Annotated in this window: 13 protein-coding genes; 8 read left to right on the forward strand and 5 right to left on the reverse strand. The window is 70.3% G+C overall.

Going from position 1 to position 14090, the window contains the following annotated elements; all coding sequences use genetic code 11:
- The first annotated feature begins 16 nt into the window (after nucleotides 1-16).
- Both ABGB10_RS24970 and ABGB10_RS24975 read left to right on the forward strand, forming a co-directional pair.
- The gene (locus ABGB10_RS24970; protein ID WP_347663441.1) at nucleotides 17-1045 is read left to right on the forward strand and encodes an ABC transporter ATP-binding protein; all 1029 of its coding nucleotides are present in this window, start codon (nucleotides 17-19) and stop codon (nucleotides 1043-1045) included.
- Nucleotides 1038-2051: a dipeptide ABC transporter ATP-binding protein gene (locus ABGB10_RS24975; RefSeq protein ID WP_347663379.1), complete on the forward strand. Its 1014-nt coding sequence runs from the start codon at nucleotides 1038-1040 to the stop codon at nucleotides 2049-2051. The genes ABGB10_RS24970 and ABGB10_RS24975 overlap by 8 nt, the downstream gene beginning before the upstream one ends.
- Before the next feature lie 175 nt (nucleotides 2052-2226).
- Here the strand turns inward: ABGB10_RS24975 and ABGB10_RS24980 are convergent, their stop codons facing one another.
- Nucleotides 2227-2622: a chorismate mutase gene (locus ABGB10_RS24980; protein ID WP_347663380.1), complete on the reverse strand. Its 396-nt coding sequence runs from the start codon at nucleotides 2620-2622 to the stop codon at nucleotides 2227-2229.
- A 326-nt stretch (nucleotides 2623-2948) separates the two neighbouring features.
- Here ABGB10_RS24980 and pcrA point away from each other — a divergent pair, with 326 nt between their 5' ends.
- Nucleotides 2949-5354 (forward strand): DNA helicase PcrA, encoded by a 2406-nt coding sequence (gene pcrA, locus ABGB10_RS24985; RefSeq protein WP_347663381.1) that lies wholly within the window; start codon nucleotides 2949-2951, stop codon nucleotides 5352-5354.
- A 197-nt stretch (nucleotides 5355-5551) separates the two neighbouring features.
- Entirely contained in the window at nucleotides 5552-6013 is a 462-nt protein-coding gene (locus tag ABGB10_RS24990) for a tetratricopeptide repeat protein (protein ID WP_347663382.1), read from the forward strand.
- 53 nt (nucleotides 6014-6066) lie between these two features.
- On the opposite strand, the gene ABGB10_RS24995 is transcribed toward ABGB10_RS24990, so the two are convergent.
- Complete coding sequence (locus ABGB10_RS24995) at nucleotides 6067-6837, reverse strand: M23 family metallopeptidase (protein WP_347663383.1); 771 nt, start codon at nucleotides 6835-6837, stop codon at nucleotides 6067-6069.
- Between the two features lie 273 nt (nucleotides 6838-7110).
- Nucleotides 7111-7818, reverse strand: a complete 708-nt coding sequence (locus ABGB10_RS25000) for a M23 family metallopeptidase (RefSeq protein WP_347663384.1) — start codon at nucleotides 7816-7818, stop codon at nucleotides 7111-7113.
- A gap of 477 nt (nucleotides 7819-8295) precedes the next feature.
- Between ABGB10_RS25000 and ABGB10_RS25005 the strand changes: the two genes are divergently transcribed.
- The 3 genes from ABGB10_RS25005 (at nucleotide 8296) to sucD (ending at nucleotide 11199) form a co-directional block, all read left to right on the forward strand.
- Nucleotides 8296-8700, forward strand: a complete 405-nt coding sequence (locus tag ABGB10_RS25005; RefSeq protein ID WP_088987674.1) for a cobalamin B12-binding domain-containing protein — start codon at nucleotides 8296-8298, stop codon at nucleotides 8698-8700.
- 430 nt (nucleotides 8701-9130) lie between these two features.
- Complete coding sequence (sucC, locus tag ABGB10_RS25010) at nucleotides 9131-10309, forward strand: ADP-forming succinate--CoA ligase subunit beta (RefSeq protein WP_145778988.1); 1179 nt, start codon at nucleotides 9131-9133, stop codon at nucleotides 10307-10309.
- Between the two features lie 2 nt (nucleotides 10310-10311).
- Nucleotides 10312-11199, forward strand: coding sequence for a succinate--CoA ligase subunit alpha (gene sucD / locus ABGB10_RS25015; protein WP_278141625.1), 888 nt, complete (start codon nucleotides 10312-10314; stop codon nucleotides 11197-11199).
- A gap of 74 nt (nucleotides 11200-11273) precedes the next feature.
- Here sucD and ABGB10_RS25020 read toward each other — a convergent pair whose 3' ends face one another.
- Nucleotides 11274-11540 carry a DUF4190 domain-containing protein gene (locus tag ABGB10_RS25020; RefSeq protein ID WP_347663385.1) on the reverse strand — a complete coding sequence of 89 codons (267 nt, stop codon included), beginning with the start codon at nucleotides 11538-11540 and terminating at the stop codon, nucleotides 11274-11276.
- A 457-nt stretch (nucleotides 11541-11997) separates the two neighbouring features.
- On the opposite strand from ABGB10_RS25020, the gene ABGB10_RS25025 reads away from it, so the two are divergent.
- Nucleotides 11998-13320 (forward strand): DUF6350 family protein, encoded by a 1323-nt coding sequence (locus ABGB10_RS25025; RefSeq protein WP_347663386.1) that lies wholly within the window; start codon nucleotides 11998-12000, stop codon nucleotides 13318-13320.
- 12 nt (nucleotides 13321-13332) lie between these two features.
- Here the strand turns inward: ABGB10_RS25025 and ABGB10_RS25030 are convergent, their stop codons facing one another.
- Nucleotides 13333-13833 carry a DUF4190 domain-containing protein gene (locus ABGB10_RS25030; RefSeq protein ID WP_347663387.1) on the reverse strand — a complete coding sequence of 167 codons (501 nt, stop codon included), beginning with the start codon at nucleotides 13831-13833 and terminating at the stop codon, nucleotides 13333-13335.
- Nucleotides 13834-14090: the final 257 nt, after the last annotated feature.

Here is a 14090-nt window from a genome sequence, read left to right on the forward strand (position 1 = left end):
GTTGTCCGACATTCTCGTGTCCGAGCAGTCAGCGCCGGGACCCGGCGGGTCCGGGCGTCCCTCCGGCCGCCTGCTCGAGGTCGACGACCTGCGGGTGGAGTTCCGCACCCGGGACGGCGTCGCAAAGGTCATCAACGGGGTCACGTACCACGTCGACGCGGGGGAGACCCTCGCCGTGCTCGGCGAGTCCGGCTCCGGTAAGAGCGTCACCGCGCAGACCATCATGGGCATCCTGGACACGCCGCCCGGCTTCGTCACCGGTGGGCAGGTCCGCTTCCACGGCAAGGACATGCTCCGCATGTCCGACGAGGAGCGCCGCCGCATCCGCGGTGAGGGCATCGCGATGATCTTCCAGGATGCGCTCTCCGCGCTGAACCCCGTCTTCACCGTCGGGTTCCAGATCGCCGAGCAGTTCCGGGTCCGGCGCGGCATGAGTCGCGCGGAGGCCAAGAAGCGCGCGATCGACATGCTCGACCAGGTCAAGATCCCGAACGCCAAGGGTCGGTTCAACAACTACCCGCACCAGTTCTCCGGCGGTATGCGGCAGCGCGCGATGATCGCGATGTCGCTGGCGCTCGACCCGGAGGTGCTGATCGCGGACGAGCCGACCACCGCCCTCGACGTGACCGTGCAGGCCCAGATCATGGACCTGCTGGCCGAGCTTCAGCGTGAGCGGCAGATGGGCATGATCCTGATCACCCACGACCTTGGCGTGGTCGCCGACGTCGCGGACCGGATCGCGGTTATGTACGCGGGCCGGATCGTCGAGGAAGCGGACGTGTACGAGCTGTACGCCAAGCCGGCGCACCCGTACACCATGGGTCTGATCGACTCGATCCCGCGCCTGGACGAGAAGGGGCAGCAGCTCCGGACGATCAAGGGCCTCCCGCCGAACCTGATGAACATTCCGCCGGGCTGCCCGTTCAACCCGCGGTGCCCGATGGCTCAGCCGGTGTGCCGGGAGAAGGTCCCGCCGCTGCTGCAGGTCGGCCCCGCCCGGGCCAGCGCCTGCCACTTCGCCGAGGAGCTGGTGAACCGTGTCTGAGAACATCCTCGAGGTCCATGACCTGGTCAAGCACTACCCCGTCACCCAGGGCGTGGTGTTCAAGAAGACCGTCGGTCAGGTCAAGGCGGTCGACGGGGTCTCGTTCGGTCTGCGCGCCGGTGAGACGCTCGGTGTGGTCGGCGAGTCCGGCTGTGGCAAGTCGACCCTCGCCCGGGTCCTGATGAACCTGGAGAAGCCGACCGCCGGCAGCGTGGTCTACAAGGGCCAGGACATCTCGAAGCTGTCCGGTGGGGCGCTGCGTCGCCTCCGCCGGCAGATCCAGCTGGTCATGCAGGACCCGTACACCTCGCTGAACCCGCGGATGACCGTCGGTGACCTGCTGGGTGAGCCGTTCGAGATCCACCCGGAGGTGGCGCCGAAGGGCAGCCGCCGGGCCAAGGTCCGCGAACTGCTCGATCTGGTCGGGCTCAACCCGGAGCACATCAACCGGTACCCGCACCAGTTCTCCGGCGGTCAGCGTCAGCGCATCGGCATCGCCCGGGCGCTCGCGCTCCGGCCCGAGATCATCGTCTGCGACGAGCCGGTGTCGGCGCTGGACGTCTCCATCCAGGCTCAGGTGATGAACCTGCTGGAGCAGCTCCAGGGCGAGTTCGGGCTGTCGTACGTCTTCATCGCGCACGACCTGTCGGTGGTCCGCCACCTCTCGGACCGGGTTGCGGTGATGTACCTCGGCAAGATCGTGGAGATCGGCACCGAGGACGAGATCTACGAGCGGCCGACCCACCCGTACACCCAGGCTCTGCTCTCCGCGGTGCCGGTGCCGGACCCGACCCAGCGGCACAACAAGACGATCATCCGGCTCACGGGTGACGTGCCGTCGCCGATCAGCCCGCCCTCGGGCTGCCGGTTCCGGACCCGCTGCTGGAAGGCACAGGACGTCTGCGCCGAGCAGGTCCCGCTGCTGGAGATCCGACGGGACTCGGACCACCCGAGCGCCTGCCACTTCGCGGAGAAGCGCGAGATCGTCGCCACCCACGAGGTGTGAGTCACCGAAACCGCCTGCCGACGTCTCCAGGACGACGGCAGGCGGTTTCGTCTGTCCGGTGACCCGGAGGTGTCAGCGACCGGGCGGGCCGGATGGGCCTACGCCTCGGGTGGGCACCGCATGGCGCAGCGCGAGGTGTCAGCGGGCCGGGTGACCCACCGCGGGTCGGAGCGGGCTACAGCGGCCCGCGGCCCGCGCGGAGCAGCAGCAGGGCCAACTGGGTGCCGTCCGCGCCAAGGGCGATCCGGAACCGCTCCAGGATCTCCCGTTCCCGGGACAGCACCAGGCGGGTCCCGCCAGATGCCATCCGGGTGACCCCGACCTCCTGGGACAACGCTGCACGCTCCTGCCAGAGTGCGATCAGCGCGTGGTCGATCTCGTCGATCCGTTCCCTGATCTGCACGATTCGCGCGGCGGCGGACGGCTCTTCGGTGCCGGTCTGTGCCTCGGCCTGCTCAGCGTTCTCCGCCGTCGGCGACACGGGTGCCGCCGACTCGCGCCCGTTGACCGCAGGCTGCCCAGCCTCCGGCCGAATCGGGCCGCCGCTCTGCTCCATCACGTCTGTCATCATCGGGTACCTCTCGCACGGTGGTGCCCGGTGCCCGGAACCCGGGACGGAAAAGCCCCGGACTCCAGGAGCCCGGGGCTTTCGTAGGTCTGATTCGATCAGGCGCGACCTACGGCAGCCGGACTCCCGGTGCCGTAGTAAAAGTAGTAGCGCGCAGCGATCACGCCGTCGAGTATGCCCACGTCGGCGGTGGGCGCGCAAGCATTCGGCGGTGCACCGGGGATCTTTCTTCGACCTGGGCGCGCTGTGTGCTGGCAGCACGCGGTCGGGCACGAGCTGCTGAGCGCCGGAGGCGCAGTGTCCGGGGGGCGGCATAGACTTGTCCGGCGATGCATCCTCTCTTCGACATCCCCGCGTCCCCGCCTGCGCCGGAGTCCGCGCCGGCCCGCCCGGACCGGCCCCGGCACGCCGCCGTCCGCCTCGATCCGCAGCAGCTGCTCGACGGCCTGAACGGGCCACAGCGCGACGCGGTCAGTCACGCCGGCTCGCCGCTGCTGATCGTGGCCGGCGCCGGGTCCGGCAAGACCCGGGTGCTCACGCACCGGATCGCCTACCTGCTCGCCGCACGGGACGTCCACCCCGGCGAGATCATCGCGATCACCTTCACCAACAAGGCGGCCGGCGAGATGAAGGAGCGGGTCGCCGCGTTGGTGGGCCCCCGGGCCCGCCTGATGTGGGTGTCGACGTTCCACTCCGCGTGCGTCCGGATCCTGCGCGCCGAGCACGAGCACGCCGGCCTCAAGTCGACGTTCTCGATCTACGACGCGGACGACTCCCGCCGTCTGATGCAGTTGGTAACCCGCGAGCTTGATCTCGACCCGAAGCGTTACCCGGCCCGAGGGCTGGCCGCTCAGGTCTCCAACCTCAAGAACGAGCTCGTCGACCCGGAGCAGTTCGCCGCACGGGCCACCGGGCCCAACGAGCGGGCCCTCGCGGAGGCGTACACGCTCTACCAGCGTCGGCTGCGCGAGGCGCACGCACTGGACTTCGACGACCTGATCATGACCACCGTGCACCTGCTCCAGTCCCACCCGCACGTCGCGGAGAGCTACCGCCGGCGGTTCCGGCACGTGCTGGTGGACGAATACCAGGACACCAACCACGCCCAGTACGTCCTGATCAAGGAGTTGGTCTCCGGCACCGACGGGCTGGCGCCGGCCGAGCTGTGCGTGGTCGGCGACGCCGACCAGTCGATCTACGCGTTCCGGGGTGCGACGATCCGCAACATCCTGGAGTTCGAAAGGGACTTCACCGACGCGCGGACGATCCTGTTGGAGCAGAACTACCGCTCCACCCAGACCATCCTCAACGCGGCCAACGCGGTGATCGACCGCAACACCTCCCGCAAACCCAAGCGGCTGTGGAGCGAGTCCGGCGCCGGCGAGCAGATCGTCGGTTACGTGGCCGACACCGAGCACGCCGAGGCCGACTGGGTGGCCCGGGAGATCGACCGGCTGGTCGACGCCGACGAGACCCGCCCCGGCGACGTCGCGGTCTTCTACCGCACCAACGCCCAGTCCCGCGTCTTCGAAGAGGTGTTCATCCGCGTCGGCCTTCCCTACAAGGTCGTCGGTGGGGTGCGCTTCTACGAGCGCAAGGAGGTCCGCGACGCGCTGGCGTACCTGCGTTCGGTGGTCAACGACGACGACACGGTGAGCCTGCGGCGGGTGCTCAACACCCCCCGCCGGGGGATCGGCGACCGCGCCGAGGCGTGCGTCGAGGCGCTCTCCAGCCGCGACCGGATCTCGTTCGGCGCGGCGCTGCGGCGGGCCCGGGAGGCGCCGGGCATCTCCACCCGGGCGGCCAACGGCATCGGCGACTTCGTCGCGTTGCTCGACGGCGCACGCGAGTTGGCCGAGACCGGCACCCCGGAGGAGGTGCTGGAGGCTCTGTTGACCCGCTCGGGCTACCTCACCGAGCTGGAGGAGAGCCTGGACCCGCAGGACGCCGGTCGGGTGGACAACCTCCAGGAACTGGTCAGCGTCGCCCGGGAGTACACCGAGCGGATCGAGGCGCTGGGTGAGGAGGGGGAACGGGCCACCCTGGCCGGTTTCCTGGAGCAGGTGGCGCTGGTTGCCGACGCCGACCAGATCCCCTCCGACGACCCCGACCACCAGGGCGTGGTCACCCTGATGACGTTGCACACCGCCAAGGGGCTGGAATTCCCGGTGGTCTTCCTGACCGGCCTGGAGGACGGCGTCTTCCCGCACCTGCGCTCGCTGGGCGACACCCGCGAGTTGGAGGAGGAGCGCCGGCTGGCGTACGTCGGCATCACCCGTGCCCGACAGCGGCTCTACCTCTCCCGGGCGGTGACCCGCTCGGCCTGGGGGCAGCCGTCCTACAACCCGCCGTCGCGGTTCCTGGAGGAGCTGCCGACGGAGTTGGTGCACTGGGAGCGCACCGAGGGGTCGTACACCTCGTGGGCTGGCGGGGGCGGCGGCGTTGGCGGTCGTGCCGACCGCGCGCCCGGCGGCCGTGGCACCTTCACCGGCGGCACGCCGAAGGCGGCCCAACTGGCCCAGCGGCTCGGCGTGGACGCCAGCCGGCTGACCACGGCCAGCGAGTTGCCGCAGGGGCCGAAGGTGGCGGCCGGAGACCGGGTCAACCACCAGCGGTACGGGCTGGGGCGGGTGCTCGCCGTCGAGGGGCACGGCCCGGGTGCCCGTGCGCAGATCGACTTCGGCGACCAGACCATGTGGCTGGTGCTCCGGCACGCCCCGGTCGACAAGCTCTGACCCCGTCGCGTCGAAGCCGCGCGGGCCCGGACTGCCCTGCTCCGCGATCTTGCATTTTTTATCCCGACATAAGGGGCATCCCGCCCATGTTGGCGACAGAAACTGCAAGATCGGCTCGATCTTCTCCTCGACACACGGAGATGCTGAGGTAAGTACGATCCAAGCCACCGTTGGGAGATCAACCTTCAGGAGCGCCGATGATTGTCGATACAACGCTCGCCCGCATCAACGACGGCGTGCAGTTGCATCACCATCAAGGCCAGCGTCAGGCAGCCCGTGACTTGTTTGCGCGGATCTGGGATGAGATCGGTGGGGAGCGAGGCGATCCGTTGCATGTTTGCGTCCTCGCGCACTCGATGGCCGACGTACAGGACGACGTCCAGCAGGAGTTGATCTGGGATCAGCGAGCGTTGGCAGCGGCCGACCTGCTCACCGACGACCGGGTTGCCCAGGCTGGGGTGCCGATGTCGGTATCCGGTCTGTATCCGTCATTGCACCTCAACCTGGCTGAGTGCTACCGAAAGCTGGGCGACCTCGGCCGTGCTCGCGAATGCCTCCAGCGTGCGGAGGCGGGGATCAGCGCGCTTGGCGATGACGAGTACGCGCAGCTGATCAAGAGCGGCCTGGATCGGCTGAAACAGCAGTTGACCGCCGAGTAGGCGCGCTGTCGAGGCGGTCACCACGGCAGCGCGCGGCGTTGCTGCACGTTGCCTCAGCAGCCCAGGTCCACGCCGCGTGTCCGCATGAACGGGGCCGGGTCGATCTGGTTCCACATGCCCTGGTGCACCTCGAAGTGCAGGTGCGGGCCGGTGGCGTCGCCGGTGGCACCCTCGTAGCCGATGACCTGGCCGGCCTTGACCGCCTGCCCGACGGTGACCGCGATCCGGCTCTGGTGGGCGTAGTGGGTCAGGTAGCCGTTGCCGTGGTCGATGAAGACGGAGTTGCCGTACCCGTCGGAGGCGTCACCAGCCTGCGTCACGGTGCCGGCGGCTGCGGCGTGGATCGGCGTGCCGGAGGGCAGCGCCAGGTCGATGCCGGCGTGCAGGGTGCCCCAGCGCTGCCCGAAGCAGGAGGTGACGGCAGCGCCCGGCATCGGGTCGACCCAGGCAGGGGTGGGCTTGGTGGTCTTCTTCGGCTTCGGCTTGGCCTTCGCGGCGGCCGCCTTCGCGGGTGTCGGGCTGGCGCTGACCGCCGACGGGCTGGCCGTCGGGCTGACCGAGGGGGCGACCGGGGTGCTCGACTCGCGGACCGAGCGGTCGGCCCGGCTCGCGGCCTCGTCCCGGGCCTGGGCGTCGAGGGAGACGGCGGCAGGTGCCGGGCGGTCGCTGCCGGTGGTGGCGACGGCGATGCCACCGAGGCCGAGGGCCACCAGGGCGGCGGCGCCGAGCACGATGAGGCGGTTCCGCCGGCGGGCGCGCTGCGGTCGCTCGGTCTGGGCGGTGTCCGGGGTGGTCTCGTTCTGGACGGGGCTGTCTTCCTGCACGGCGGACCTTCACAGTCGAGGGGGCACTTGACCTCGAAATACTGGTGTCGGGCCGAGTTGGGGCAGGCGCGGGGACCGGATCACCGGCGATGGACAACGTGATGACTGCCCACGTATGACCCGGTCTGGGGTGCTGCATCCGGAAAAGTGATCATGTGGCGGAGTGTCGCCGGTCACAGTCGCGGTGGTGACTCGGCACACATTCACCGGACACGTGCAACGAAAAACCGCCCAGATCAAAAGATCAGGGCGGTCATCGGTCGGTACGCAGCGTCAGGACGCGGCTACCTCGCTGTAAATTGCCTCGACTTGCAGCTTGATGTCCACTCCGCGCTCCTGGAGGTAGGGGACCGGGTCGACCGGCGCGCCCTTGACATGGATCTCCAGGTGCAGGTGGGTGCCGTAGGCGTGACCGGTCTGGCCCACCAGGCCGAGCTGGTCGCCGGCCTTGATCTGCTGGCCTTCCTTCACGCTCACCGCGGAGGAGTGACCGTAGATGGCCTCACTGCCGTCGGCGTGCTGCACGATGACGGCGTTGCCGTACCCGCCGAACCAGCCGGCCTTGGTGACCAACCCGTCGTGGATCGCCACGTACGGAGTGCCCTCGGCCGCGACCAGGTCCACGCCGGTGTGCAGCTTGCCCCAGCGCACCCCGTAGGGGGAGTTGAAGTCGTAGCCCTGCAGCGGCAGTAGCCAGACCTCGGGCTCGGCGCTGTCCTTGGTGCGGCTGTCCCGGGAGGCCCGGTCGGCGTTGTCCGCACGGGCCGCGGCGTCCTGGCTGGTGACCGACGCCTGCTTGAGCTCGTCGAGCACCGTCGGGCTGACGTCCTTGGCGTCCGGCAGGGCGCTCGCGCCGAGGGCGACGATGCCGGCCCCCACGAACGCGGTGGTGACGACAGCGGCGTAACGGCTGCGCGGTGGGGTGGGCACACGGCGACGACCGCGATATCGATCGGGCTCAGACGACAGGCGCTGGCGCACGCACACCCTCCGTTGTCGGGGTTCCGAGGCGGCCCGTGGGCGTTCGTGAAGCTCCAGTGAACGTCCGCTGACCGCGTCGTCACCCGTCCATGGACCTGATGACAACCGTGGACACGTTAGCCAACCACCAGGCGAGTCACAAGCTAGAGCGCCAAATTGGCGTGTCGTTCTGTCCGTTTGCGTCCATTATTGTCACGCATCGCGACGCCAAACGGTGCCCTTGATGCTGCCCGTTCGTCGCCGAGCGTGACCGATCCGGCGGACTCGTCCGACTTGACTGCGGCGGTGCCGGACCGCCGCTGCCGCAGTGCCGGACCGCCTCGGTGATCCGCTCCGGGCTGTGGGCCTGTACGGCGGTGGCTGCGCAGGCTGGCCGACGGCCGAGCCGGCTTTCCGGCCCGGATTTCCCGGGCCGGGTCCGCCGGGTTACCGTTCGTTCAGGTGAAGGCCCGTGAAGCCGGTGAAAGGTGTGCGCTGATGAGCTCTCGTATTCGGGTCGTCGTCGCCAAGCCCGGTCTGGACGGCCACGACCGGGGCGCGAAGGTCGTCGCGCGAGCCCTGCGGGATGCCGGGATGGAGGTCGTCTACACCGGCCTGCACCAGACCCCCGAGCAGATCGTGGAGACCGCGATCCAGGAGGACGCCGACGCGGTCGGCCTGTCCGTCCTCTCCGGCGCGCACATGACGCTCTTCCGGCGGGTGCTGGAACTGCTCGGTGAGCGGGACGCCCGCGACATCGTCGTGTTCGGCGGCGGCATCATTCCGAACGGCGACATTCCCGAGTTGGAGAAGTTGGGCGTCGCAAAGATCTTCACGCCGGGCGCCACCACTCAGGCGATTGTCGAGTGGGTCCGAGAGAACGTCGCGCAGCCGGTTTCCTGAGGCGCACCGATCTGCTGCCGAACGGATTCGGGCACGGGGGAGGGGCCGGACGCACCCCTCACACGTCCGGCCCCTCTATGCACGATGCCCCGCCGCCACCCCTCGACCGACAGGGCATCGGCCGTCTCCCGTCATCGCGCTGTTCAGCGCTCCGACACCTGACTCAACGACGCCCCCACGGCGGGGTTACGCAAGCCGGACAACATCGCCCGGACGGTGGATGACGCCCGCGCCGTGAGCGGAAAGCAGCCCCGCCGGATGCCCGGTTGTGCATTACCGCACACCGCACACCCGCTCGGTTGCCGGTGGTGCCGACCTCGCTAGGCTGCGGCCAATGGCCTGTTTCAAGTGATGACAGGCGTCAAACTGTTTTCTGAACGCTGGTGGCGGCGCGACGGCGCGCCGCGGAGACGGGACGGGACGCGCAAACGTGGACCTGTACGAGTACCAGGGGCGGGACCTGTTCGAGCGGCACGGCTTGCCCGTGCTGGCCGGCGGCGTCGCCACTACCCCGGAAGAGGCCCGTGCGATCGCCGAACGCCTCGGCGGTCGCGTGGTCGTCAAGGCGCAGGTGAAGGTCGGCGGCCGAGGTAAGGCCGGCGGCGTCAAGCTGGCCGAGGGCGCCGAGGAGACGGTGGCCCGCGCCACCGACATCCTCGGCATGGACATCAAGGGTCACACCGTCCACAAGGTCATGATCACGGTGACCGCGGACGTGGCCGAGGAGTACTACTTCTCGTACCTGCTCGACCGGGCGAACCGCACCTTCCTCTGCATCGCCAGCGTCGCCGGCGGCATGGACATCGAGCAGGTCGCCGCCGAGACTCCCGACAAGGTCGTGAAGGCCCCGATCGACGCCGTGAAGGGCGTGGACGAGGCCAAGGCCCGCGAGATCGTGACCGCCGCCGGCTTCCCGGCCGAGGTCGCCGACCAGGTGGTCGAGATCGCCGTCGGCCTGTGGCAGGCGTTCGTCGCCGAGGACGCCACCCTGGTCGAGGTCAACCCGCTCGCCAAGAACGGCGACGGCCGGATGCTGCTCCTCGACGCCAAGATCAGCCTTGACGAGAACGCCGCGTTCCGGCACCCGGACCACGAGGCGCTCGTCGACCAGGCCGCGGTGGACCCGCTGGAGCAGGCCGCCAAGGCCAAGGACCTCAACTACGTCAAGCTCGACGGCGAGGTGGGCATCATCGGCAACGGTGCGGGTCTGGTCATGTCGACCCTCGACGTGGTCGCGTACGCCGGTGAGCGGCACGGCAACGTCAAGCCGGCCAACTTCCTCGACATCGGCGGCGGCGCGAGCGCCGCGGTGATGGCGAACGGGCTGGAGATCGTGCTCTCCGACCCGGCCGTGAAGAGCGTCTTCGTCAACGTCTTCGGCGGCATCACCGCCTGCGACGAGGTGGCGAACGGCATCATCCAGGCGCTGGCCCTGCTGGAGCAGCGCGGCGAGCAGGTCAGCAAGCCGCTCGTCGTCCGTCTGGACGGCAACAACGCGGAGGCTGGCCGGGCGATCCTGGACAGCGCGAACAACCCGCTCGTGCAGCGGGTGGACACCATGGACGGTGCGGCCGAGCGGGCCGCCGAGCTGGCAGCTGCGGGGGTCTGATCATGGCTATCTGGCTGACCAAGGACTCGAAGGTCATCGTCCAGGGGATGACCGGTTCCGAGGGTTCCAAGCACACCCGTCGGATGCTCGCCGCCGGCACCAACGTGGTCGGCGGTGTCAACCCGCGCAAGGCGGGTCAGAAGGTCGACTTCGACGGCACCGAGCTGCCGGTCTTCGCCTCCGTCGCGGACGCGATGGCCGAGACCGGGGCCGACGTCACGGTCATCTTCGTGCCGCCGCAGTTCACCAAGGCCGCCGTGGTCGAGGCGATCGACGCCGCGATCCCGCTGGCTGTGGTGATCACCGAGGGCGTGCCGGTGCACGACACCGCGGCGTTCTGGGCGTACAACGTGTCGCAGGGCGAGCGGACCCGGATCATCGGGCCGAACTGCCCGGGCATCGCCTCGCCCGGCGCGTCCAACGCCGGCATCATCCCGGCCGACATCACCGGCTCCGGCCGGATCGGCCTGGTCAGCAAGAGCGGCACGCTGACCTACCAGATGATGTACGAGCTGCGTGACATCGGCTTCTCCACCTGCGTCGGCATTGGTGGTGACCCGATCATCGGGACCACCCACATCGACGCCCTGGCGGCGTTCGAGGCCGACCCGGAGACCGACGCCATCGTGATGATCGGTGAGATCGGTGGCGACGCCGAGGAGCGGGCAGCCGAGTTCATCAAGGCCAACGTCACCAAGCCGGTGGTCGGCTACATCGCCGGCTTCACCGCTCCGCCCGGCAAGACCATGGGTCACGCCGGGGCGATCATCTCCGGTTCGGCCGGCACCGCCGAGGCGAAGCAGGCGGCCCTGGAGGCTGTCGGCGTCAAGGTCGGCAAGACGCCGACCGAGACCGCGAAGCTGATGCGGGAGATCATGTCCGGCAGCTGAGCCGGAAGGGCAACACCGAAGGGGGTCGACCGGAACCGGTCGACCCCCTTCGGCGTGCGTGCGCGCTCCGCTTGTCAGTCGTTGTTCCAGAACGGGTAGTTGCCGGTGAGTCGCAGGATCGAGCCACCGATGATGTTGATCACGCCGAACACGATGGCGAGGTATCCGAGCACCGACGACTGCCCGTAACGCCGGGCGTCGCGGATGGACAGATAGCCGAAGATGATGCCGAGGATGCCGCAGCAGATCAGGCCCAGGACGATGCCCAGCACGCCCCACAGCGTCGTCCGGTCCCGTCCCCGGGCCGGTGGGGGAGGGGGTGGCGGGTATGCGGTCGTCACGGCTTCCTCCGGGCGGTCGTGGGCGGCGTGCCGACCCGGACCCGCGACCGACCGGCCCGACCCGGGTGGCGGCGACTGGAGCCCCCTCTGGGCCGAGGCTAGACCGGACCGGGTGACCTGGACGTCGGTTCGGTGAACTCGCCGCCCTCAGGGCGCGCTTCGGCAGTGGGCGCGGGACACCGGCCCGGCCGTCCGCGCCGAGTGCTCGTCGCCAAGATCCGCGCAACATCGGGGATGTTGGTGTCTCCCGCGTGCCGGAGGCAGCAACATCGGGGAAGTTGTTCGGATCTTGGGCGTGGGCGTGGGCGTGGGCGTGGGCGTGGGCGTGGGCGTGGGCGTGGGGCGTCTTGCCGGATCGCCGCCCGGACTCCGCCTCCACCCGACCGCCCTTATGAAACGCGCCCCAGGAGGGGTTAACGGACTGCCGCCGCCCGCGCGACGTGCCAGAGTAGAGCGGATGTCCCCCGTCACCCCTGACCGTCCCAGCCGTCCCGGCGGTGTGCGCGCCGGCGACCGGTCGGTCGACCGTGCCACGCCGGCCCGGCGGGTGCCCGCCCCCCGCGCGGGCAGGTCGCCACGCGGACGTGCGCCGTTGCCCGTCGCCGCCGGGGTGGCGGCCGGCTGGGCCGCCCTCACCTCCTACCTGCCGGTCGCCGTCGTGCTCGGTCTGGTCCAGCTCGGCACCGACTCGGCCACCCTGGCCAGCACCCTGCGCACGGCGCTGGCCGGTTGGTTGCTCGGCCACGGGGTGCCACTGCACACCGACTCCGGTCCGCTCGGGCTCGCCCCGCTGGCGTTGACCGTGCTCGCCCTCTGGCGGCTCAGCCGGGCCGGCGTGCACGTCAGCCGCGCGATCGGCGCACGGGACACCCGCTCGCCGCGCCGCGCACTGCTCGCCGCGGGCGCTGTCGGCATCGCGTACGCGCTGTTCGGCGCGCTCGCGGCAGTGCTGGTCGGCGCGGGTGGACCGAATGCGTCCCCGATCCGGGCGGGTGCCACGTTCGCGGTGGTCGGCACACTCGCCGCGCTGGTCGGCGCCATCCGGATCACCGCCGTGACCCGGGTGCTCGTCGCAAGGATGCCGGGCCCGGTCCGGGACGGCGTTCGCACCGGCCTGGTGGCGGGGCTGGTCCTGCTCGGCGCGGGTGCCGGTGCGGCGGGCCTGGCGGTGGCCACCGGAGGCGGCGACGCGGCGGACATGATCGGGGCGTACCGGACGGGGGTCGCCGGTCAGGCCGGGATCACCCTGGTCAGCGTCGCGTACGCGCCGAACGCGGCGATCTGGTCCGCCAGCTATCTGCTCGGGCCAGGCTTCGCGGTCGGCACCGACACCGCGGTTCGCACCAGCGAGGTGTCGGTCGGCGCGTTGCCAGCCGTACCCTTGCTCGCCGGCCTGCCGCGCGGCCCGGTGGACGGCTTCGGCGCCCTGTTGCTCGCGGTGCCGGTGCTGGCCGGGATGGTCGGCGGCTGTCTGCTCGCCCGCCGGGTGGCCCGACTGGCCGGGCCGGAGCGGGCCCCGCAGCGCTGGGCCGAGGTGCTGGCGCCGGCGGCGCTGGCCGGGCCGGTGGCCGGTGTGCTGCTCGGGCTGGTCGCCGCTGTTTCCGGCGGGCCGTTGGGCGCCGGTCGGCTGGCGCAGGTCGGGCCGGTGGGCTGGCAGGTAGGTGCGGTGGCGGCCGTCGTCATCGGGGTCGGCGCACTGCTCGGCGCCGCAGCCACCCGAGCGCTCTCCGGCTCTGGACGAGCTCGGGGCGCCCCGGACGGAATCCGGAACGCCCCGTAGCTGCTGGTTTCGTCAGGACTGGTTCGGCAGGCCGATGTTCAGCGCGACGCTCAGGATGACCGAGATGATGCCGAGCGCGACGCCGACCGCACCACAGATCAGGCCGGCCTTGGCCTGACCGGCGTTGCTCGCCTGCCCCTGTGCCGCCTTCTGCCGGCCCAGGTAGCCGGTCACCGCGCCTCCGATGCCGACCGGGATGCCCAGGAGGGGGCAGCAGGCCAGCGGGATCGACGCGATACCGAGGATCAGCGCCACCAGGCCGAGGGTGTTGTTCTGCCCCTGACCCTGCGGGTAGCCGGCGTTCGGGTACGTCGGACCGCCGCCGTACTGCGGCTGCTGCTGGCCGTACGGGTCCTGGTACGGCTGCTGCTGGCCGTACGGCTGACCGGAGGTCGGCTGCTGACCGTACGGGGCGGCCGGCGGCTGGCCGTACGGGTTCTGCGGCGGCTGGGGCGCGGTCGGGTCGTTGGGCTGCTGGCCGTACGGGTCCTGGCCGGGGTTACCGGGTTGCATTCACAAGCTCCTTGAACTGGTTCCGTCAGTTACTGCTGTTGTTTCCACCCATGATCGCTGTCAGTCCTCGGAATGCACAGCGCAGGATCACGACGACATCGCCACGGTGCTGTTGATCGACGGTTGCCGTTGACCGATCAGTGCGGGGCGTGGGCCCGCGACGTTCGGCCCGAGCGAGCGGCAGCGTACCGGGTCGATGCACGTCGTCGCTGTCGAAGATCGGCGTGCCGCCCAGCCGAAGGGCGTGCTGACCTGCC

It is taken from the genome of Micromonospora sp. B9E7, from assembly GCF_039871815.1.
In the GTDB taxonomy this organism is placed as follows: domain Bacteria; phylum Actinomycetota; class Actinomycetes; order Mycobacteriales; family Micromonosporaceae; genus Micromonospora.